General features: G+C 67.9%; 22 protein-coding genes. 13 read left to right on the top strand and 9 right to left on the bottom strand.

The window, feature by feature from the left end:
• Nucleotides 1-637: 637 nt before the first annotated feature.
• The 5 genes from BLU38_RS04900 to BLU38_RS04880 all read left to right on the top strand — a co-directional run bounded on the left by BLU38_RS04900 (nucleotide 638) and on the right by BLU38_RS04880 (nucleotide 3,898).
• Complete coding sequence (locus BLU38_RS04900) at nucleotides 638-1,012, top strand: ArsR/SmtB family transcription factor (RefSeq protein ID WP_091520747.1); 375 nt, start codon at nucleotides 638-640, stop codon at nucleotides 1,010-1,012.
• Complete coding sequence (locus tag BLU38_RS04895) at nucleotides 966-1,451, top strand: SRPBCC domain-containing protein (protein ID WP_091520743.1); 486 nt, start codon at nucleotides 966-968, stop codon at nucleotides 1,449-1,451. The genes BLU38_RS04900 and BLU38_RS04895 overlap by 47 nt, the downstream gene beginning before the upstream one ends.
• Entirely contained in the window at nucleotides 1,448-2,014 is a 567-nt protein-coding gene (locus tag BLU38_RS04890; protein WP_091520739.1) for a TIGR03086 family metal-binding protein, read from the top strand. The genes BLU38_RS04895 and BLU38_RS04890 overlap by 4 nt, the downstream gene beginning before the upstream one ends.
• A gap of 250 nt (nucleotides 2,015-2,264) precedes the next feature.
• Nucleotides 2,265-2,597 (top strand): YciI family protein, encoded by a 333-nt coding sequence (locus tag BLU38_RS04885; protein ID WP_091531948.1) that lies wholly within the window; start codon nucleotides 2,265-2,267, stop codon nucleotides 2,595-2,597.
• Complete coding sequence (locus BLU38_RS04880; protein WP_091520736.1) at nucleotides 2,597-3,898, top strand: RNA polymerase sigma factor; 1,302 nt, start codon at nucleotides 2,597-2,599, stop codon at nucleotides 3,896-3,898. The genes BLU38_RS04885 and BLU38_RS04880 overlap by 1 nt, the downstream gene beginning before the upstream one ends.
• A gap of 15 nt (nucleotides 3,899-3,913) precedes the next feature.
• Here the strand turns inward: BLU38_RS04880 and BLU38_RS04875 are convergent, their stop codons facing one another.
• The 3 genes from BLU38_RS04875 to BLU38_RS04865 all read right to left on the bottom strand — a co-directional run bounded on the left by BLU38_RS04875 (nucleotide 3,914) and on the right by BLU38_RS04865 (nucleotide 7,851).
• Complete coding sequence (locus BLU38_RS04875) at nucleotides 3,914-5,368, bottom strand: GuaB1 family IMP dehydrogenase-related protein (RefSeq protein WP_091520733.1); 1,455 nt, start codon at nucleotides 5,366-5,368, stop codon at nucleotides 3,914-3,916.
• Between the two features lie 84 nt (nucleotides 5,369-5,452).
• Nucleotides 5,453-7,195 (bottom strand): flotillin family protein, encoded by a 1,743-nt coding sequence (locus tag BLU38_RS04870; protein WP_091520731.1) that lies wholly within the window; start codon nucleotides 7,193-7,195, stop codon nucleotides 5,453-5,455.
• Nucleotides 7,196-7,320: 125 nt separating this feature from the next.
• Nucleotides 7,321-7,851, bottom strand: coding sequence for a PadR family transcriptional regulator (locus BLU38_RS04865; RefSeq protein ID WP_091520728.1), 531 nt, complete (start codon nucleotides 7,849-7,851; stop codon nucleotides 7,321-7,323).
• A 59-nt stretch (nucleotides 7,852-7,910) separates the two neighbouring features.
• Between BLU38_RS04865 and BLU38_RS04860 the strand changes: the two genes are divergently transcribed.
• The 4 genes from BLU38_RS04860 (at nucleotide 7,911) to BLU38_RS04845 (ending at nucleotide 11,538) form a co-directional block, all read left to right on the top strand.
• Nucleotides 7,911-9,314 (top strand): carotenoid oxygenase family protein, encoded by a 1,404-nt coding sequence (locus BLU38_RS04860; RefSeq protein ID WP_091520727.1) that lies wholly within the window; start codon nucleotides 7,911-7,913, stop codon nucleotides 9,312-9,314.
• 2 nt (nucleotides 9,315-9,316) lie between these two features.
• A complete protein-coding gene (locus tag BLU38_RS04855; protein ID WP_157683214.1) occupies nucleotides 9,317-9,964 on the top strand; it encodes a VC0807 family protein in 648 nt (215 codons plus the stop codon).
• 39 nt (nucleotides 9,965-10,003) lie between these two features.
• A complete protein-coding gene (locus BLU38_RS04850; protein ID WP_091520722.1) occupies nucleotides 10,004-11,041 on the top strand; it encodes a glutathione S-transferase family protein in 1,038 nt (345 codons plus the stop codon).
• Between the two features lie 143 nt (nucleotides 11,042-11,184).
• Complete coding sequence (locus tag BLU38_RS04845) at nucleotides 11,185-11,538, top strand: VOC family protein (RefSeq protein ID WP_091520719.1); 354 nt, start codon at nucleotides 11,185-11,187, stop codon at nucleotides 11,536-11,538.
• On the opposite strand, the gene BLU38_RS04840 is transcribed toward BLU38_RS04845, so the two are convergent.
• Entirely contained in the window at nucleotides 11,539-12,048 is a 510-nt protein-coding gene (locus BLU38_RS04840; RefSeq protein ID WP_197679996.1) for a hypothetical protein, read from the bottom strand. It lies immediately after the preceding gene.
• A gap of 95 nt (nucleotides 12,049-12,143) precedes the next feature.
• On the opposite strand from BLU38_RS04840, the gene BLU38_RS04835 reads away from it, so the two are divergent.
• Nucleotides 12,144-12,704, top strand: coding sequence for a TetR/AcrR family transcriptional regulator (locus BLU38_RS04835; RefSeq protein ID WP_172836078.1), 561 nt, complete (start codon nucleotides 12,144-12,146; stop codon nucleotides 12,702-12,704).
• 176 nt (nucleotides 12,705-12,880) lie between these two features.
• A complete protein-coding gene (gene pyrE / locus BLU38_RS04830) occupies nucleotides 12,881-13,426 on the top strand; it encodes an orotate phosphoribosyltransferase (RefSeq protein WP_231920179.1) in 546 nt (181 codons plus the stop codon).
• Nucleotides 13,427-13,437: 11 nt separating this feature from the next.
• On the opposite strand, the gene BLU38_RS30755 is transcribed toward pyrE, so the two are convergent.
• Nucleotides 13,438-13,596: a hypothetical protein gene (locus BLU38_RS30755; protein WP_157683213.1), complete on the bottom strand. Its 159-nt coding sequence runs from the start codon at nucleotides 13,594-13,596 to the stop codon at nucleotides 13,438-13,440.
• Here BLU38_RS30755 and BLU38_RS04825 point away from each other — a divergent pair.
• Nucleotides 13,596-14,162 carry a hypothetical protein gene (locus BLU38_RS04825; protein ID WP_091520713.1) on the top strand — a complete coding sequence of 189 codons (567 nt, stop codon included), beginning with the start codon at nucleotides 13,596-13,598 and terminating at the stop codon, nucleotides 14,160-14,162. The genes BLU38_RS30755 and BLU38_RS04825 overlap by 1 nt on opposite strands.
• A 46-nt stretch (nucleotides 14,163-14,208) precedes the next feature.
• Here BLU38_RS04825 and BLU38_RS04820 read toward each other — a convergent pair whose 3' ends face one another.
• The 4 genes from BLU38_RS04820 to BLU38_RS04805 all read right to left on the bottom strand — a co-directional run bounded on the left by BLU38_RS04820 (nucleotide 14,209) and on the right by BLU38_RS04805 (nucleotide 18,408).
• Nucleotides 14,209-15,009, bottom strand: coding sequence for an SDR family oxidoreductase (locus tag BLU38_RS04820; RefSeq protein WP_091520710.1), 801 nt, complete (start codon nucleotides 15,007-15,009; stop codon nucleotides 14,209-14,211).
• Between the two features lie 687 nt (nucleotides 15,010-15,696).
• Nucleotides 15,697-16,527: a hypothetical protein gene (locus BLU38_RS04815; protein ID WP_157683212.1), complete on the bottom strand. Its 831-nt coding sequence runs from the start codon at nucleotides 16,525-16,527 to the stop codon at nucleotides 15,697-15,699.
• A 327-nt stretch (nucleotides 16,528-16,854) separates the two neighbouring features.
• A complete protein-coding gene (gene trpD / locus BLU38_RS04810; protein ID WP_091520705.1) occupies nucleotides 16,855-17,973 on the bottom strand; it encodes an anthranilate phosphoribosyltransferase in 1,119 nt (372 codons plus the stop codon).
• A gap of 12 nt (nucleotides 17,974-17,985) precedes the next feature.
• Entirely contained in the window at nucleotides 17,986-18,408 is a 423-nt protein-coding gene (locus BLU38_RS04805) for a response regulator transcription factor (protein WP_091520702.1), read from the bottom strand.
• A gap of 275 nt (nucleotides 18,409-18,683) precedes the next feature.
• On the opposite strand from BLU38_RS04805, the gene ctaE reads away from it, so the two are divergent.
• Nucleotides 18,684-19,394: an aa3-type cytochrome oxidase subunit III gene (gene ctaE, locus BLU38_RS04800; RefSeq protein WP_091520700.1), complete on the top strand. Its 711-nt coding sequence runs from the start codon at nucleotides 18,684-18,686 to the stop codon at nucleotides 19,392-19,394.
• The last annotated feature ends 24 nt before the right edge of the window (nucleotides 19,395-19,418 follow it).

The raw sequence follows: 19,418 nt of genomic DNA, 5'->3' as shown, positions 1-19,418 counted from the left end.
CCGCACGTCCAGGTGCTTGGAGCATCACCGAGGACTCTTCGCAGCACGCGTGGGTGTCCGTCCCTGTGCGTTCCTGTCGGCGGGGGGCGATTTCGTATCAGGTGTGGGCATCTGTCCCCGGGGGTCCCGGCGCACGGGGCGATTTCGTATCAGGTGTGGGCATCTGTCCCCGGGGGTCCCGGCGCACAGGGCGATTTCGTAACAGGTGTGGACATCTGTCCCCGGGGGTCCCGGCGCACGGGGCGATTTCGTATCAGGTGTGGGCATCTGTCCCCGGGGGTCCCGGCGCACAGGGCGATTTCGTAACAGGTGTGGACATTCGTCCCCGGAGTGGTCGGTCGGAGGGTGACCCACCACCGACTCCACCGACCCACCAACCAACTCCACCGACGCCCGGCCCGACGGTGCCTCCTGAGCCAAGGGGCGACCCGGTGCCTCCCGAGCCAGGGGCGACCCGCCGGTTCCTCCCGGGCGACCCGGTTCCTCCCAGCCCGACCCGTCGAATTCTCACCGACACGCCGCAAATACGCGGGACAAACTGACGGGTCGGCGGGAAGGTTCCTCAACTTATTGGTTGACAAAGACCGGTTGCCGTGGTTGAGTTGTACTCAACCAATTAGTTGAGGAAGGTTCCAGGATGACTGAGGATCGGTTGTCGAGGATCTTCGCGGCGTTGTCCGAGCCCACTCGGCGCGACATGGTCGCCCGGTTGGCGGTCGGTGATGCGACGGTCGGTCAGCTCGCGGCTCCGTACGAAATGTCCATGCAGGCGGTGTCCAAGCACATCAAGGTGCTGCAGGATGCCGGGCTGGTCACTCGTTCGCGGGACGCGCAGCGCCGGCCGGTGCATCTGGAAGCGGAGGTGTTCGACCTGATGACGAAGTGGATCGAGCGTTACCAGCGGCAGGCTGAGGAGCGCTATCGACGTCTGGATGCAGTCCTCTCCAGCCAGAAGGAGAAGCACGATGAGCACGAACGTGAGCAACAGCCGCGAAGCAGTGATCAGCGCTGACAAGGACCTCCCCAAGGTCACCATCACCCGCGAGTTCGATGCGCCGCCGGAGCAGGTCTTCGCCGCACACATCGACCCGGAGATCTTCGCCCAGTGGATCGGGCCGGACCGCTACCAGGTCACCATCGACCGGTGGGACGGCAAGACCGGCGGCAGCTACCGCTACAGCACTGGCGACCAGTGGTTCTTCGGCTCCTTCCATGAGGTGCTGGCCGAGGACTGCACACTGGTCCAGACCTGGAGCTGGGAGGGGATGCCCGGTGCGGTCAGCCTGGAGACGATGACCTTCACCGAGCTGCCCGGCGGACGGTCGCTGTTGACCTCGGTTGCCCTGGTCGACTCGATGGAGGCCCAGGCCGGGATGTTGGCCAGCGGCATGGAGACCGGGATCAATCAGGGCTACGCCAAGCTCGACGCGATCCTGGCGGAGGGGCAGTGACGCAGACGCCGGCCGACGAGCATCGCCTGGTCGCCGGCGCGTTCACCGAGCGGGTCGACGGTGTCGATCCGGACGGCTGGGACGCGCCGGCGCCGGTCGAGGGCTGGACCGCGCGGGACGTGGTCGGTCATCTCGTCGAATGGCTGCCCGCGTTGCTCGGCTTCTCCCTCGGCGACATCGCTTCGGTCCGGTCCGATCCGGTCGCAGCCTGGCACGACCACGCCGACGCCGTGCAACGCCTCCTCGAGGATCCCGCCAGCCACCGCCGGACATTGAGCAACCCACACATCGGCGAGTTGCCGATCGATGAGGCGATCAACAACTTCTACACCTCCGATGTGTTCCTGCACACCTGGGATCTGGCCCGGGCGACCGGGCAGGACGATCGGTTGGACCCCGACCGGTGTGCCGCGATCCTCGCCGGGTCGGCAGCTGTCGAGGAAGCGATGCGCGCGTCCGGACAGTTCGGTCCGGCGGTCTCGGTGCCGGCCGACGCCCCGGTGCAGGACCGGTTGATCGGCTTCATCGGCCGCGATCCGTCCTGGCAGCGGCCCGCTCGCTGACGGCCGCGTACGACGGTCCGCCGGTCGACTTGTTCCGACGGGCGGACTGCACAACGGGCGGACTGCTCAACGGGCCGACTGCTCCGACGATCGGCGCCCGATCATGATCGCGCCGACGGATCGAACGAGCACGATCGGCGTTCTGCTAAAAAGTTCGCGGACCGGTTGTCGATTCGCCGTCGACGGTCCGACAGCAGGGTGAGAGGCAGGTCGGGAAATGCCCGCCCCCTCGCACCGAGAGGAAATGATCATGGCCCAGTACGCGATTCTGTTGTACGCCGATGCCGTCGCCGGAACCGGTGAAGAGCACGACCAGCATGCGCGAGATCTGCAACAGGCCGGCGTGATGGTCGCGGCGTTCGCGCTGCAGTCGGCCGAGACGGCGACCACGGTCAGTGGTGACACCGTGACCGACGGACCATTCGTCGATGCCAAGGAGGTCATCGCCGGGATCTGCATCGTCGAGGCCGCCGACCTGGACGCCGCCCTGGAGATCGCGCGCAACAACCCGTCGGCCCGGTACGGAGGTTCGGTCGAGGTCCGTCCGGTCGAGGGTGGCGTCGTCGTGGACCGTTCGGTCTGATGCCACCGGCAGGCGCCCCCGGCGGTCGACCTGGTCGGTCGGCCGTCGAGGACGCGATCAGTGAGGCGCATCGTCGCGACTGGGGCACCGTCCTGGCAGCGACGGTGCGCGTCGCGCGAGATCTGGACCTGGCCGAGGACTGTGTCCAGGAGGCGTTCGCTGCCGCCGTCGAACGGTGGCAGCGGGACGGGATTCCCGACCGGCCAGCCGGTTGGCTGGTCACCACCGCGCGGCGTCGAGCGGTCGATGCGATCCGCCGGGAGTCGACCCTGCGCACCAAGCTGCCGTTGCTGGTCGAGCCGGAGGAGGGCCAGGACATGGATCTACAGGCGCTGCTGGAGCCCGAGCCCGAGCAACCGTCCGCGGTGGTCGCCGACGAACGGCTCCGGCTGATCTTCCTGTGCTGTCACCCCGCCCTGGCCCAGGACGCCCAACTGGCGCTGACCCTGCGGCTGGTCTGCGGCCTGTCGACCCCGGACATCGCGCGGCTGCTGCTGGTGTCGGAATCGACGATGGCGGCCCGGATCACCCGGGCCAAGAAGAAGATCACGCTGGCTCGGATCCCGTTCCGGATGCCGCGGGCGGCGGAGTTGCCGGATCGGCTGCGGGCCGTGCTCGGGGTGATCCATCTGGTCTTCACCAGCGGCCACGTCGCACCGTCCGGGCCGGCCCTGGTCCGAGCCGACCTGACCGATCATGCGCTGCACCTGGCCAGGGTGCTCCGGCAGCTGATGCCGGACGAACCGGAGGCAGCCGGACTGCTGGCACTGCTGCTGGTCACCGATGCCCGTCGGGAGACCCGGGTGGACTCCGCTGGCCGGCTGCTGCGCCTGGAGGAGCAGGATCGGACCCGTTGGGATCGGGTGGCGATCGCCGAGGCCGACACGCTGATCGTGCAGAGTCTGCGCAGTGGCCGGGCCGGCCGGTACGCGCTGCAGGCGGCGATCGCCGCGTTGTACGCCGATGCGCCGAGCTATCAGCAGACCGACTGGACCCAGATCGTCACCCTGTACGACCGGCTGCTCGCAGTCTGGCCGTCGCCGGTGGTCGCCTTGAACCGTACGGTTCCGCTGTCGATGGCGGCCGGCCCGGCGGCAGCGCTGACCGAGGTCGAGCGGCTCGAGGCGGCCGGGGGACTGGAACGTTACGGCTACCTGCCGGCGGTGAAGGCCGACCTGCTGCGACGTCTGGGCAGATCGGGCGCCGCGGCCGAGGCCTACCGGCAGGCGATCGCGCTGACCGACAACGACACCGAACGGGACTATCTCCGAGGGCGGCTCGCCGAGGTCGCCGCCGGCTGAGTGGTCGGCCCGGCGTTACCAGCCGGCGGGCAGTGGACGCCCTTCCTCGTAGCCGGAGTTGGACTGGATGCCGACCTGGGCGAACCGGTGGAACTCCTCCAGGCTCGCGGCACCGGCGTAGGTGCAGGCACTCCGCACACCGGAGATGATCTGGTCGATCAGATCCTCGACGCTGGGCCGCTCAGGATCCAGATACATCCGGGACGAGGAGATGCCTTCCTCGAAGAGGCCGGCCCGGGCCCGTTCAAATCCGGAGGAGCTTCGGGTCCGCATCTTGACCGCCCGGGCCGACGCCATCCCGAACGACTCCTTGTACGCCCGTCCTTCGGCGTCGGTGAGCAGATTGCCGGTGCTTTCGTACGTGCCGGCGAACCAGGAGCCGATCATCACGCTGCCCGCGCCAGCCGCCAGTGCCAGGGCGACATCGCGGGGGTAGCGGACACCGCCGTCGGCCCAGATCGCCTTACCCAGTTCACGAGCCGCGGCGGCGCACTCCAGCACGGCGCTGAACTGCGGCCGGCCGACCCCGGTCATCATCCGGGTGGTGCACATCGCGCCCGGTCCGACGCCGACCTTGATCACATCGGCGCCGGCGTCGACCAATTCCCGTACGCCGTCGGCCGAGACCACGTTGCCGGCGGCCACCGAGATCCGCCGGCCGGTCTGCTCGGCGAACCGGTCGCGGGCCTCGCCGACGGCCTTCAGGCCGGAGATCATCTTGTCCTGGTGGCCGTGCGCGGTGTCGACCACGAGCACGTCGACGCCGGCGGTCAGCAGCGCCTCGGCCCGTCCGGCGACATCGCCGTTGATGCCGACGGCAGCGCCCACGATCAGCCGGCCGTCGGGATCGACGGCCGGTCGGTAGAGCGTCGAACGCAGGGCGTGCTTGCGGGTCATCACACCGAGCAGCCGGTCGCCCTCGCAGACCAGGGCCACCGTGAGGTGCTTCTCGCTGAGCCGCGAGAAGATGTCCTCCGGTGCGGTGTCGGGGGAGACGATGACCAGGTCGTCGCTCATCACCTCGTGCACCTGCGCGAAACGGTCGACGCCGGTCAGATCGGCCTCACTGACCAGTCCGAGCGGCTTGCCGTCCTGGACCACGACGACTGCTCCGTGGGCACGCTTGGCCAGCAGCGAGATCGCCTGCCCGACGGTGTCGTGCGGGGTGACCGAGATCGGGGTGTCGAAGACGGTGTGGCTGTTCTTCACCTTGGCCACCGTGCTGGCGACGACGTCGGTCGGGATGTCCTGCGGGATGATCGCGACGCCGCCGCGACGGGCCACCGTCTCGGCCATCCGGCGGCCGGACACCGCCGTCATGTTGGCCACCACCAACGGGATCGTGGTGCCGATGCCGTCGGTGCTGGTCAGGTCGACGTCGAGCCGCGAGGCGACCGACGACCGGCGGGGGACCATGAACACATCGGAGTAGGTCAGGTCGTATGCGGGCGGGGTGGCGATGAACTTCACCGCACCATTATCCCCGCCCGCGTTGCGTTATCACGAACTCGTCGTGACGCCCTGTCGTTGGGTCAGCGGCCGTCGGTCGTTGGGTCAGCGACCGTCGCCCGGGGCGGCCGGCGGCGGCCACTGTTGCTGCCCCCGCTCCGACTGCGGGGGCGCCTCGAACTGCTGGCGCTGATCGAAGGGCTGCTGCGGCGCCTGCGGACGGGCCGGTCGTTGCTGTTGCCCGCCCGACTGCTGCCCGCCCGACTGCTGCTGGACCTGCTGCTCGATCTGCTCGGCGACCCGGGCCTCGACGGCCCTGGCCTCGGCGGCCGCCCGCTCCGAAGACTGCCGTGCCGACTCACGGGCGGCCTGTTTTGCCGCCTCCTCGGCGGAGCGCCGGTCGGCCGCCCGGTTTGCGTCGTTTGCCCGGTCGGCTTCCTCGGCTCGCTCGGCTTGCTCGGTTCGGGCGGCTTCCTGGTTCCGGTCGGATTGCTCGGTCCTGCTGCCGTCGGCGGCGGAGTCGCGATCCGGGTCGGCCCCGATCGCAGGACGGCTGTTGTTGTTGCTGCCGTCGGACCCCGACCGGCTGGAGACGCCGTCGACCAGCTTGCGCAGATCGACCCCGGTCATCCGCTCGACCAGCGTGATCGTCTCGTTGAAGTTGCCGGCGATGTTCTGGGACAGTTTGCTGGCGCCGTCGGTGGAGATCACCGTCAGATCGTCGATGTTGGCGTACGGCTCGGACAGCTCGTGGGCGATCTTGGGTAGCACGTCGGCGAGTCGATCGATGATCGCCGCCTGGTTGAACTGGCTGTACGCCCGGGCCTTCGCCTCGATCGCTTCGGCCTCGGCCCGACCGGCCGCGCCGATCGCTTCGGCCTCGGCCAGACCGTCGGCCTTGCGGGCCTCGGCCTCGGCCCGACGTCGGGCCAGCTCGGACGCGGCTTCCTGCTCTGCCTTGTACTTGGCGGCGTCGGCCGGGCGGCGGACCTGGGTGTCCAGCTGCTTCTCGGTCAGCTCGGCCTGCCGGATCGCGACCTGCTCCTCGCGCTGGATGATCAACTCGCGCTGCTTGGCCTGGGCCAGCGGGCCGGCCGCGTCCGCCGCGGCCTGCCGGGCGTCGGTCTCCTCCTTGATCTCGGCCCGCCGGATCGCCAACCGCTGCTCGGCTACGGCCACCCCCTCGTCGGCGACGGCCTGCTTCTCCGAGGATTCCTGACGGGCGCTCGCCTCGGCGATCGCAGCCAGTTTCTCCACCTGTGCCGATTCCGGGCGGCCGAGATTCTTCAGGTAGCCGGTGTCGTCCTCGACGCTGGAGATCTGCAGGGTGTCGATGATCAAGCCCTGGTTGTTCAGCGAGTCCAGCGCAACCTCCTGGACCGAATGTGCCAGCGCCGCTCGCTCGTGGATGATCTGCTCCACGCTCAGGGTGCCGACGACCGCGCGCAGCGAACCGGCCAGGATGTCTTGGGTGTAGGCCTCGATCTGGTCCTGTTGTTCGAGGAATCGCTGTGAGGCAAGGCGGACGTTCTCCTCGTCGCCGCCGACCTTGACCTGCGCGACACCCTCCAAGAAGAGCTTGATGCCGTTGCGGGAGATGCCTTCGACCTTCACCTTCACCGATCGCGACGCCAGGCTGAGGGTGTACGCCCGCTCGCGGATCGGCAACACCAGGGCTCGGGTGCCGATCGCCACCCGGGCCGGCTTGCCGCTGGAGCGACCGGTGATGATCAATGCCTCGTCCGGTCGCGCGACCCGGAAGCTGCGGAGCAGCACGATCAGAATGATCAAGATGACGATGACGGCAGCGATGATGCCGATGACGGTGGACACCAGTCCGGTGATCATGAACCCCTTCTTTCCCCTCTGGACTGTTCCCCTCAGTCCCAGGGCGCCATTGTCGCAGGTCCGGGTGTCACGGCTGATCGGGTGGGCGGTGGCCGGAAGATGATCATGCTCACGCCGGCGCAGATTCAGTGTTCGGACTTCCGCAATTCCTTGATCGCCCAGTCGGCCCACTCGATCGTCGCGCGGTAGGCATGCACGCCGTACTGGGCGGCCAGGCCGGATCCGGTGGGGGAGCCGCCCGATTCGGTGCGGAGACTCTGGTACTCCCGGGTCAGATCGTCGACCTGTTCGGCGGCGAAGGCTCGGGTCTGCTTGAGGATCTTGATCGCGTCGGCGGGTTCCAGCGCCGACAGCAGGAAGAGTCGCAGGACGTACTCGTTGCGAACGCCGCCGGTGGATGACGGGCCGGCGAGCAGCCATTCCCGGAGCGCGTCTCGGCCCGGGTCGGTGATCGCGTAGGTCTTGCGGCCGCGGGCGCCCTCGTCGCTGATCTCGATCAGCCCATCGGTCAGCAACTTGCGCAGCTCGGGATAGATCTGACTGTGCTTGGCGTCCCAGGCGTAGGTCCCGATGCCGGCCGCGAAGCGTCGGCTGAGGTCGTACCCACTGGACGGTCGATCGTTGAGCAGCCCGAGCAGGGCGAAACGCAGTGCCATGAAACGAACCTTAATAGGTCAGCATTGACATGTCGAAATTGACATGTCAAGGTCAACCTATGGCGACTCGAGAAGCGCGTCCGGTCCGTTCACCGGCCGACTACGCAGACGGCGGCATCATCGCCCCGGTGCCGGACGAGATCGATGCCCGCGACCTGGAGGTGATCGGCTCGATCCCACCCGAACTCGACGGGCGCTACCTGCGCAATGGACCCAACCCGCTGCCCGGCGACAGGGCTGGGCACTGGTTCGTCGGACGCGGCATGCTGCACGGCGTCCGGATCGCCGGTGGACGCGCGCAGTGGTATCGCAACCGGTGGGTCGACACCGATCCCGCCTCGGACGATCCGACGGCAGCGCCGATGCTGGACGCGAACGGCCGTGATCTTCGCCGCAATGCAGCCAACACGCACGTGATCGAACACGGCGGATCGCTGCTCGTGCTGTGCGAGGGAGGGGTGCCGTACCGCGTGACACCCGAACTGGGGACCGTCGGTGCCTTCGACTTCTCCGGACGACTGCGGACCGCGATGACCGCGCATCCGAAGACCGATCCGTCGACCGGCGAGCTGTATTTCTACGGCTACTCCGCCACCAGTCCTTATCTCACCTTCCACGTCGCCGATGCAGCGGGGAACCTGATCGCCTCGACGCCGGTCGACGTGCCCGGCCCGACGATGATGCACGACTTCGCGATCACCGAGCACTACGTCGTGTGGCTGGACCTGCCGGTGGTCTTCCGGCCCGGTCCGCGGGCCGGAATGCCGTTTGTCTGGGACGAGTCCTATGGGGCCCGGATCGGCATCATGTCCCGCCGAGCGGGCCGAGGCGGGTCTGCCGCCGTGCGATGGGTCGACGTCGACCCCTGCTACGTCTTCCATGTCGGCAACGCCCGCGAAGATGATCACGGCCGAGTGATCCTCGATGCGGTCCGTTACGGCGCTGAGGCCTTCACCGCCGCCTGGGGAGCCATCGGAGGATCGGTCCGATCCTCCGGCGGGCACGGCAGCCTGGTCGCCGATGCCGGGCTGACCAGCGTCCTGCACCGGTGGGTGATCCACCCGACGACCGGTGCCTTCGATGAGGAGCAGCTGGACGATCGGGAGATCGAATTCCCCAGCATCAACGAGCAGCGGGTCGGTCGATCCAACAGATTCCTGTATGCCGTCTCCGGCAGCCGGAACGGCGGGCTGATCAAGTACGACACGGCCGCGGGGTCGGCCACCGTGCTCGACTTCGACACCCGGCAGCACATCGGAGAGGCGGTGTTCGTCCCGGCCGTCGCTGCCAGCAACGAGGACGACGGCTGGTTGATCAGCATCGTGACACCGATCGCCGGCTCCCGCTCGGAGTTGCACGTCATGGACGCCACCGACGTCGGCGCCGGGCCGGTCGCCCGCGTCCTGTTGCCGCGCCGGGTGCCGGCCGGCTTCCACGGCTCCTGGATCCCGGAAAGAGGTTGACCATGAACCAACGCAGAATGATTCTCACCATCGTCTGGACCCTGTTCCTGGATGCCGGGTTGGCGGTCGGCGCCTATCTGATCGCGCGCGGGTTCGGCACCAGCATGTTCGCCGCGCTTCTGATCGGCACCGTCGTCGCCGGGTTGCGCGCGGCGTACGTGATCATCCGCCGCCGCGAAGTCGACGCCTTCGCGATCTTCATGATCATCACCTTCGGGATCGGGCTGCTGCTCAGTCTGGTCACCGGAAGTGCCCGCTTCCTGCTCGCCAAGGACGCAATCTCCAGTGCGATCTCCGGATTGATCTTCCTGCTCACCTTGGCCGTCGGCAAGCCGATGATGTTCCATCTCGCGCAACGATTCGGGGCCACCGATGAGGGCGAGCGGAGCCGATGGAGCGGGCTGTGGCAGAGCCATCGAGGATTCCGCTCCCTGTTCCGCTTCCTGACCGTGATCTGGGCGGTCGGCTTCTTGGTCGAGGCAGCCGTCAAGCTGATCTTGGTTGCGTTGCTCCCGGTCGACACGATGGCGCCGATCCTGCCGTTCTTCACCCCGGTACTGCTGACCGGCCTGGTGATCTGGACCGTCCGGACCAGCGCCCTGGCGCAACAACGGCTGCGGCAGTCCGCCACGGTGTCCACCGCCGGCTGACCTGTCGCCGCCATCCGGACCCGACGTAAGGTGTCCCACATGGGCGAAGTCGACCAACAAGCGGGTCCCGGTTACGTCACCGGCGGCAAGGAATTCAACCGGGACATGAACTACATCGCGGATCGGATCACCGCCGACGGCCGGGACGGCTGGCCGGTCGAGGACGGCCGCTATCGGCTGATCGCGGCCCGCGCCTGCCCGTGGGCCAACCGGACCTTGATCGTCCGCCGGCTGCTCGGGCTGGAGGACGCGATCTCACTCGGGCTCTGCGGGCCCACCCATGATCAGCGCAGCTGGACCTTCGACCTGGACCCGGGTGGCGTCGACCCGGTGCTCGGATACGAGCGACTGCAGCAGGCCTACTTCGCCCGTTATCCCGACTACCCGAGAGGCATCACGGTCCCGGCGATCGTCGACGTTCCGTCCAAGGCGGTCGTCACCAACGACTTCCCGTCGATCACCATCGACTTCTCGTTGGAGTGGACGAAGTTCCATCGCGACGGCGCGCCCGAGCTGTATCCGGAGGCGCTGCGCGACGAGATCGACACGGTGAACAAGCGGGTCTTCACCGAGATCAACAACGGCGTCTACCGCTGCGGTTTCGCCGGCTCGCAACGGGCCTACGACGCCGCCTACGATCGGCTCTTCACCGCACTGGACTGGCTGGAGGAGCGGCTGACCGATCGGCGTTACCTGGTGGGCGATTCGATCACCGAGGCCGACGTCCGGCTGTTCACCACGTTGGCGCGCTTCGACGCCGTCTATCACGGGCACTTCAAGTGCAACCGGAACAAACTGGCCGAGTTCGACGCGCTCTGGGCCTATGCCCGCGATCTCTTCCAGACGCCGGGCTTCGGGGACACCACCGACTTCGTGCAGATCAAGCAGCACTACTACATCGTGCACACCGACGTGAACCCGACGCAGATCGTGCCGAAGGGGCCGGACCTGTCCAACTGGCTCACCCCGCACCACCGCGAACAGCTCGGCGGCCGGCCGTTCGGAGAGGGTACGCCGCCGGGCCCACCGAAACCGGCCGAGGTCGTACCGGACGGACACGGAGCTGTCGCGGCCTGACGGCTCGCCGCTCGTGTCCACCGCGAAGGTCACCGCGCAGTGCTGGGCCGGGTCGGTCGGAAAGACGGCGTCGGGGCAGCCAGCGTCGGGGCCGGCGGCGTCCGGCGGCGCTGATTGTCAGGGGTCGGTGGCAGGCTGTCGCCATGACATTGACACTGGGGGCCATCACCGTCGACACGACCGATCCGGAACCGATCGCTGCGTGGTGGGCCGAACGCTTCGGCGCCGAGATCGTGGCCACCAACGACGGCTGGTTCGTCACCCTCAAGGGCGGCGGACTACCCGGCTTCCTGTCCTTCCAGAAGGTGGCGGCACCCACGCCGGGAAAGAACAAGATCCATCTGGACGTGATGACCGACGGTGACCTCGATGCCGCCGCTCAGGAACTCGTCGCGGCCGGCGCAACGCTGATCGAGAAACGATCGGCCGGGGACTTCGGCTGGGTGACGTTGACCGACCCCCAAGGCAACGAGTTCTGCGTGGCTTCCGGGCATTGATCAGGAGCGGTTCGTCCCGCCGTCGTCGCCGGCCAACTGCTCGATCGCCGCGGCCAGCATCTTCGGCATCACGCTGGTGTGCAGGGGAGTGAGCACCGTCCAGATCGGTCGCGTCACCGCACTCCGGTAGCGGATCAGTGTCGCCATCGACACCCGGCCGTCGACGGTCCGGACGATGATATTTGCGGCCAGCAGGCCGGAGCTGGCCTCGAGCCGGATCCATTGCGGGTCGCGGCCGGTGATCCGCCAGCCGGCGACCCGCTCGGGGGAGGGCTCTCGGCTCAGGCCCAATCGCAGGATGCCGTTCCAGACCACCCGTTCGATGGTGTTCGGCACGTCGCCCACCATCGTCCGTGCCCAGATCTCCGGCGCGACGGCAAGATCGGTCGGCGTGCTGACCAGGTTGGCGTAGTCGAGGCTCGGCAGAGTAGCGATGGCGAGCAGGTCGGCGGGCATGGCATCGACGCCGACCGCAGCATCGACGGCGGTGGTTGTTTCGGAAACAGACATCGGACCGACTCCTTGATATACGGTTGCGTATAACAAGACCGTACGCCTTTTGTACGGCTCCGTATAGATAGCTCGGCAGTGAGGTGGGGCACATCGTGGCCGTCGCGCGAACACCACGACAGAAATGGGTGGATGAAGGACTCCGGGTGCTCGCCGTGGGCGGCCCCGATGCCGTCCGTGTCGAGGTGCTCGCGAAGGCGCTCGGGGTCACCAAGGGTGGCTTTTACGGCTACTTCGCCGATCGGAGCGCCCTGCTGGAGGCGATGTTGGACACCTGGGAGCGGGAGAGTGTCGACGACGTGCTGACCCAGGTCGAGAACGAGGACGGAGCTCCGGTCGAGGTGGCGCAACGGGCCCGTCGGTTGACTTTCTCCGAGGATCGGCTGTTGCCGATCGATCTCGCGATCCGGGACTGGGCGCGTCGGGATGAAGCCGTCGCGACGCGACTGGCACGGGTGGACAACCGACGGATTGCGTTGCTGCGCACGGTGATCGGCAGCTTCTGCGACGATCCGGTTGAGGTCGAGGCGCGCAGCATGCTGGCGTTCTGCGCCGCGATCGGCAGTCAGTTCATCCATGTTGATCATGGAGAGTTGGCCGTACAGGAGGTCTTCGCTCGAGCGGCAGAGCTGTTGCTGACGCCGCCTGCGCACTAGGTGTCCCGCAACCTCGCGGCTACTGCGCCGCGCCCAGTACGCACGCTGACGACGTTGTCGTCAGTCGAACGGGGGTCACCTCACTCACTCCCTCCTCCGCCGGTCAGCGCACGCACCGGACACCGCTCGCTACGCAGTGAGGTTGCGGGACGCGCCCTAGCCGTTACAGTGCGGTCGTGCGTGCGCCCGTAGATCCCGAACTGCTCCGACTCGCCGACGATGTGGACCGGGCCTGCCGGCTGCGCGGGACGTTCACGCTGCGGTCCGGTCGGCAGGCTGAGGAGTACTTCGACAAGTTCCTGTTCGAGTCCGACCCGGCACTGTTGCGTCGGGTCGTCGAGCCGATGGTGGCACTCATCCCATCCGGGACCGAGGTACTCGGCGGGATCGAGTTGGGTGGCGTCCCGATCGCCGCGGTGCTCGGTCAGATGAGCGGGCTGCCGACCGCCTACATCCGCAAGCAGGTCAAGGCCTACGGCACCTGCAAGCTGGCCGAGGGCCCGGATCTCTCGGGGCGACGGGTGCTGTTGGTCGAGGACGCGATCACCACCGGCGGGGCGGTCCGCGACGCCGCGCTGGCGATCCGCGAACTCGGTGCTGTCGTCGACACGGTCGTCTGCGCCATCGACCGGCAGGAGCCGGGTGGCAACGTGCTGGGTGCCATCGGCATCGAGGTCCGGTCGGTGCTCAACCGGGAGCTGCTGGACGCCCGCTCGGTCTGAGCTGGTGGAGGTCAGGTGCCGGACGACCGTCCGGACCGCTCGCGCTGCCGCCAGCGTTCGTTCAGGCCCTCGATCTCGGCGGCGATGAAGGCGAAGTAGTCCCGGATCTCGGCAATCCGGTCGGCTGCCGGTGACTGATCGTCCAGGGCCTGCTGCCCGCTCTCGGCCAATGTTGCCAGTCATCGCCGGATTCTCTTCCCTGCTGCCGATGTTGATCATGCTCCGGCTGCGAAGCGAGGAGGTCTCCGGTCGGGGCGAACTCCTGCTCAGTCATCCGGTGTCCCGGCTGGGGTGGGCGGCAGCGCAGATCGGGATCGCGCTGGTCGGGTCGGCCACGGTGATGATCATCGGGGGAGCGGCGGCCGGACTGGGCTTCGGTCTTGGCACGCCGACGCCGGGGAGGACCTGGCTCGCCGTGCTGACGGCGGCATTGGTGCTGATTCCGCCGATCTGGCTGACCGCCTCGGTCACGATGCTTGCGGTCGGTCTGTTGCCACGTCTGGCGACGGTCATCGTCTGGGTCGTCTTCGTGCTGGTCAACCTGTTCGGCGAATCCATCGGTCCGGCGATCGGCATCGACTACGCCGTCGCCGATCTGATCGTGCCGTTCCACCACGCGCCCAAGGTGTTGACCGGGGCATCGTTCACACCGGTGCCGACCATGATCATGATCGGCGCAGCGTTCGCCATCCTGGCCGTCGGCCTGCTCAGCCTGCGGCGCCGCGACCTCGGCTGATCCCGACAACACCGGCTCGCCCCGGCCGGGGCGAGCCGGTTGTTGATCACGCAGCAGCTTGTTCCACGGCGCCGTACTCCTCGGCGAGGAAGTCTTCCCAGCTGCGGCTTCCGACGGCCTGATCGGGGGCCAGGTTGGCACCTTCTCGGAACGCGGCCGCGGCCTTGCCGGGCGTCTGCAGGTTGACGATCAGCCGGTGCTTGCCGGTGGCGCGCAGGTAGTCGCGGGCCAGCCGCTCCATCGAGTAGATCCGCGGCCCGGCCATGTCCGCCACCAGCCCGGCGGGCTCACCGTGGGCGAGCTCGGCCAGCCGAGTGGCGACGTCGCGCCGGTCGATCGGCTGGAAGCTGACACCACGCCACAGCGCCAATACCGGAGGTTTGGCCAGCTGATCCAGCGTCGTGGTCACGAAGTCGTGGAACTGGGTCGCCCGCAGCGTCGTCCAGCCCAGGCTGGAGCCGGAGATGATCTGTTCGGCGATCCGCTTCTGCTCGAAGTAGCCGAACATCGCCCGGTCGAGGCGGCTCTGCACCGGTATCCGGTCGGCGCCGACGACGGAGATGTACACCAAGTGCCGCACGCCGGCGTTCTCGGCGGCGTCCACCACGTGCCGCGCTCGCGCGGCGTCACCCTTGGCGCTGCCGGCGCAGTGCACGACCACGTCGACGCCGGCGAACGCAGCGTCCAGGCCGGCACCGCTGGAGACGTCGCCGACGGCGTACTCGATGCTCTCGGATGAGGGATGCAGACTGCGGCTCAACACCCGGATGGTCGAGTCGTCGGTCGTCAGCAGGGGGACCAAGGCACTGCCCAGCGAGCCGGTGCCACCGGTGATCAAGATCGTCATACCTGCTTGACGTTCGTCAGCAGTGGGATGTGACAGCAGACCAAGAGTTGTACCCGCGAGTCGGCCGTTTCCGAGACGAGGAGTCTGTCGCGTAGGTCGCCCCGCTTCCGGGCGTGGCAGCCCGAACTTGACCGAGAAGGATGCTGTCGAACGGGGCGGATCACAGCACTTCTCTCGGTCAACTTGATGGCTGGGTCGGTTTGCCGTGCAGTCAGACAACCGGTGGGACACGAGGCGTTCCTGCGCGAACGTGTCCGCGCCGTCGCGCCGACTGCCCGCTGCGCGATCGTCCGCGAGTTGCCCGGTGACGGGGATCCTGCCGCGTGATCACCGGCGCCAAGACCCGGTGCGCAGCCCTGCCCGGCCCGATCCGTCCGTCACGCGCTGCCGGCGGATCGCGGGAGAGCATTCATGGCGGCGAGCAGACCCGCAGTCTGGCAGGTCCGGCACAACGGTGAGTCGTGTTGGCGCGACGGGCTTCGCTGGATTTCAGTGACGTCTGGTCGGACCTCGACCCCGCAGTAACTGGTGGTTGTTCCGGCAGTCGTTGCCGCACCGTGCGTGAGGCCGTCCGCGGCGAACCAGAATCGCCTCGATCCGGACGAAAACTCCATGACTTCACGTTATCGGGCCGTTCGTTGCCTGCCCGGTGAAGGATTCCTGGGGCAACTCGGCCGGTCATCCGAATCAACTGGCTGGCCGGCCTGAGAACGGGCTCGGCGCTTGGATCAGCTTCTGCTCGGCCAGCGTCACGACGGCTTCGGCCAGTTCCGCGATCGCATCGGCACGGTCGGGATCGGACGGAGCGGACCAGTAGTCGTCCTCGAGTCGACGCAGCGTGGTGTTCATGTTCAGTCGGTCGAACCACTGTGGCAGGTACTTGGGGAACGGCGGGTAGTGGCCCTCGGCCAGGAACCAGGCTAGGTAAATCGTCCTGTGGAGCTGGCTTGCCAGGCTCGTGTAGAGCCATCGATGGCGTTGCGCTGCGGCCTCGCGCAGCTCGCGGACATATCCCGGGAGGGAGGATCGAAGCTGGTCTGTGACTGCCTCAACGAGTGCCGACGAGGGGCGTTGGACCTGCAGTTGGTGGGCCGCACCGTCACCTCTGTCGTCGAGGAGCATCACTGCTTCCGCGCGGCCGGCGGCAACATGAATGGGTTGCGGCCAGGCGTGTCCGGTCCAGCCGTCACCACGGCGGACCTGCTCGAGCCAGTTTTCGAACTCCGGTCGCGGGACGTGCATCAGATCCACGTCGCAAGCATCAATCGTGGCCTTCTCCAGGGACATGTTGCCGTGCGGGATCCAGCGACTCGTCAACTGGTGGGGCAGCGTGGCGGTGGTTGGCATCTGCTCCCAGACCAAGATCAAATCGAGATCGGAGTCGTCCCGTAGTCCGGAGAACACCGATCCCTGGCCATACATCCAGCCCAGTTCCGGTCGGCGGCGGTAGTGGTCAGCCAGCTGTGTAACGACGGGTACTGCTCGGTCCGGAACAGAGAGTTCGTTGCGCTGCGCCATTGGGCGATTCTGCCTCGCCACAGACAACGGGTCTGAGCGGACCTGCCGGGGCGGTCGCGTTGCTCCTCGGAGCTATCTCGAAGACGTCGCGCGAGAGCATGAGGCGCAGCGCGAGCATGTGAGCCAACCGCCTGGTCGGCGATCCCTCGCGGACACGCCGGCCGCCGGGCGACCGGAATGACGACCGGCTCGATTTGGGGCATCGATTTCAGGTCCCGTGGAGCGAGCCGCGCGCAAAAGTCGTCGTGCGCCCGACGAACATCGGGCTGCGGCGCACTCCACGAAGACGTCGTCATCACCAGGTCTGGCCATGAACCTGGAGTGCGGTCAGCTGATGGTGCTGGTGAGTTCGGCCCAGGCGGTGAGTAGTCGGCTTGCCGCGCCGCTGTCGACGGCGTCGGCGGCACGGGCCAACTGGCCGCGCAGGGTGTCGACCAGGTCGGCTGCGGCGCCCGGACCGTCGAAGGCCGCCAACGCCGCGGCGGCGTTCAACAGCACGATGTCGCGGACCGGGCCGGTGCTGCCGGACAGCACCTCGCGGGCGATCTGTGCATTCAGGGCCGGATCGCCGCCGACCAGGTCGGGGAGCACGGACCGCTCGATGCCGAGATCGCGCGGGTCGAGCTCGGTCTGCTCGACGCTGCCGTGGTCGAACAGCCAGACCGCCGACGTTGTCGTCGTCGTGAGCTCGTCCAGTCCGTCGGTGCCGTGGAACACCACGCCGCGATCACCGCGGTCGGCCAACACGCCGGCCGTCAGCGCGGCCATCTCCTCGACGGCGACCCCGACCGCGTGGGCGACCGGCCGTCCCGGATTGGTCAACGGCCCGAGGAAGTTGAACGGGGTCAGCACACCGAGCTGGCTGCGGGCACTGGCGGCATTGCGCAAGGACGGATGGTAGTGCGGAGCGAACAGGAACCCGATCCCGAGCTCGTCGATCACCCGCCGTTGCAGACCGGGGGAGAGATCAAGCCGGACGCCGAGCGCTTCCAGCACATCGGCGGCACCGCAGGCCGACGACGCCGACCGGCTGCCGTGTTTCACCACTCGCGCGCCGGCCGCGGCGGCGACGATGGCCGCCATCGTGGAGATGTTGACCGTGTTGGACCGATCGCCGCCGGAACCGACGATGTCGACCGCCGGAGACGGAGCCTGGATCGGGGTGGCGAAAGCGAGCATCGCATCGGCCAGCCCGCTGATCTCCTCGACCGTTTCGCCCTTGCTGCGCAGTGCGACCGCGAAGCCCGCGATCTGGACGTCACTGGCCTCGCCGGCGAGGATCTGCCCCATCGCCCACGCCGTGTCGTCGCGGTCCAGGGCCTGGCCGCGGATCAGCGTGGTGAGCACGCCCGGCCAGTTGCGCGGTGCCGGGGGATCGGCGGCAGGGTCCGCCGGTGCCGGGGCGGCGGGAGTGGGCGGGACCGGCTGGGGTGACTGCGGGGTCATCCCGGCACCCGATCAGGCGACGGAGCGCTGTTGCCCGAGCCGCTCACGCAGCAGGGCGGCGACAGCGCCGGGCAGGCTGATCGGATCGATCGGGTGCGGTGCGACCGCGTCGGCCCGAGACCAGGTCGCCAGCCAGGCGTCGTCGGCGCGTCCGGCCAGGATCAGCACCGGCGGGCAGTTGAAGATCTCGTCCTTCAGCTGACGGCAGACGCCCATGCCGCCGGGCCGGGCCTCACCGTCCAGCAGCATCAGATCGATGCCGCCGGCATCGGCGGCCTTGACCACCGCCGGTTGGGTCGCCGCCTCGACGATCCGGATCTCCGGCAGGTCGGAGGCGACCTTGCGGCCGAGCGCGGAGCGGACCTGGGAACGGACCGTCCGGTCACTGGCGTAGACCAGCACGGTCGCCACCCGGGCGGGGGTCTCCTGGCTCATCGGTGCCTACTTTCTTGCCGTCGTGTCGTCGCGTGTTCGTTGCCTGATCCGTCGGCGACCCGGTGTCGTCGACGGCCGTCCGGTCGCCACGCCGAGCGGGCGAACCGGTCACGGTTCCAGGAGAACCACTGACGTATTCGGGTGCCGCAGCGTGCGCTGGTGGCCCGAATGGATCAGTGCTTCCCTGGTGTCGGCATCGTATCGCGCATCCCGGTTTGAGAACTCACCACCGCCCCGGGATGACCTACAGCGTGTAGTAAGGCAATAATGACCCCGTGGCGCTTCACACTCACGGACAGACGGCTCCCGTCATCAAACCGCACTCGGCACTGCATGAGCTGCCGACCTCGCGGCTGCGTGGCCGTCCCGGCCGCCCCGATGCGGTAGCGGTCGGCACGATCATCTGGCTGGCCAGCGAACTGATGTTCTTCGCCGGCCTGTTCGCCGCGTACTTCACGATCAAGAACGTGACCACCGCCCAGGCGGTGCAGGCAGGCCTGACCCCGTTGTGGGAGCAGGGCACCTCGATGCTGAACGTGAAGTTCGCGATCGCCAACACCACGGTGCTGGTGCTCAGTTCGGTCACCTGCCAGCGCGGCGTGTTCCTCGCCGAGATCGGCCGGGTCGGCAGGATCGGCTCGGTCTTCAATCCGCTCAAGTGGGGGATGCGCGAGTGGTATGTGCTGACCTTCCTGATGGGCGCGTTCTTCATCGGCGGCCAGGTCTATGAGTACGCCAGCCTGGTGCACGAGGGCCTGACCCTGTCCAGCGATCCGTACGGGTCGGTCTTCTATCTGGCCACCGGCTTCCACGGCCTGCACGTCACCGGCGGTCTGATCGCGTTCGTGCTGCTGCTGGGCCGCACCTACCTGGCCCGTACCTTCACCCATGAACAGGCGGTCAGCGCGATCGCGGTGTCCTACTACTGGCACTTCGTCGACGTGGTCTGGATCGCGCTGTTCGGTGTCATCTACATCTTGCAGTAGGGACCTGCCAGCCGGGGCGCGACA

The organism is Microlunatus soli, from assembly GCF_900105385.1.
In the GTDB taxonomy this organism is placed as follows: domain Bacteria; phylum Actinomycetota; class Actinomycetes; order Propionibacteriales; family Propionibacteriaceae; genus Microlunatus; species Microlunatus soli.
This window is presented reverse-complemented; position numbering and strand designations above follow the sequence as displayed.

Coding starts and splice junctions, on each gene's coding strand:
- BLU38_RS04900 (WP_091520747.1), top strand. CDS start 638: ATGACTGAGGATCGGTTGTCGAGGATCTTCGCGGCGTTGTCCGAGCCC.
- BLU38_RS04895 (WP_091520743.1), top strand. CDS start 966: ATGAGCACGAACGTGAGCAACAGCCGCGAAGCAGTGATCAGCGCTGAC.
- BLU38_RS04885 (WP_091531948.1), top strand. CDS start 2,265: ATGGCCCAGTACGCGATTCTGTTGTACGCCGATGCCGTCGCCGGAACC.
- BLU38_RS04880 (WP_091520736.1), top strand. CDS start 2,597: ATGCCACCGGCAGGCGCCCCCGGCGGTCGACCTGGTCGGTCGGCCGTC.
- BLU38_RS04870 (WP_091520731.1), bottom strand. CDS start 7,195: ATGATCACCGGACTGGTGTCCACCGTCATCGGCATCATCGCTGCCGTC.
- BLU38_RS04865 (WP_091520728.1), bottom strand. CDS start 7,851: ATGGCACTGCGTTTCGCCCTGCTCGGGCTGCTCAACGATCGACCGTCC.
- BLU38_RS04860 (WP_091520727.1), top strand. CDS start 7,911: ATGGCGACTCGAGAAGCGCGTCCGGTCCGTTCACCGGCCGACTACGCA.
- BLU38_RS04855 (WP_157683214.1), top strand. CDS start 9,317: ATGAACCAACGCAGAATGATTCTCACCATCGTCTGGACCCTGTTCCTG.
- BLU38_RS04850 (WP_091520722.1), top strand. CDS start 10,004: ATGGGCGAAGTCGACCAACAAGCGGGTCCCGGTTACGTCACCGGCGGC.
- BLU38_RS04845 (WP_091520719.1), top strand. CDS start 11,185: ATGACATTGACACTGGGGGCCATCACCGTCGACACGACCGATCCGGAA.
- BLU38_RS04840 (WP_197679996.1), bottom strand. CDS start 12,048: ATGTCTGTTTCCGAAACAACCACCGCCGTCGATGCTGCGGTCGGCGTC.
- BLU38_RS04825 (WP_091520713.1), top strand. CDS start 13,596: ATGTTGCCAGTCATCGCCGGATTCTCTTCCCTGCTGCCGATGTTGATC.
- BLU38_RS04820 (WP_091520710.1), bottom strand. CDS start 15,009: ATGACGATCTTGATCACCGGTGGCACCGGCTCGCTGGGCAGTGCCTTG.
- BLU38_RS04815 (WP_157683212.1), bottom strand. CDS start 16,527: ATGGCGCAGCGCAACGAACTCTCTGTTCCGGACCGAGCAGTACCCGTC.
- trpD (WP_091520705.1), bottom strand. CDS start 17,973: ATGACCCCGCAGTCACCCCAGCCGGTCCCGCCCACTCCCGCCGCCCCG.
- BLU38_RS04805 (WP_091520702.1), bottom strand. CDS start 18,408: ATGAGCCAGGAGACCCCCGCCCGGGTGGCGACCGTGCTGGTCTACGCC.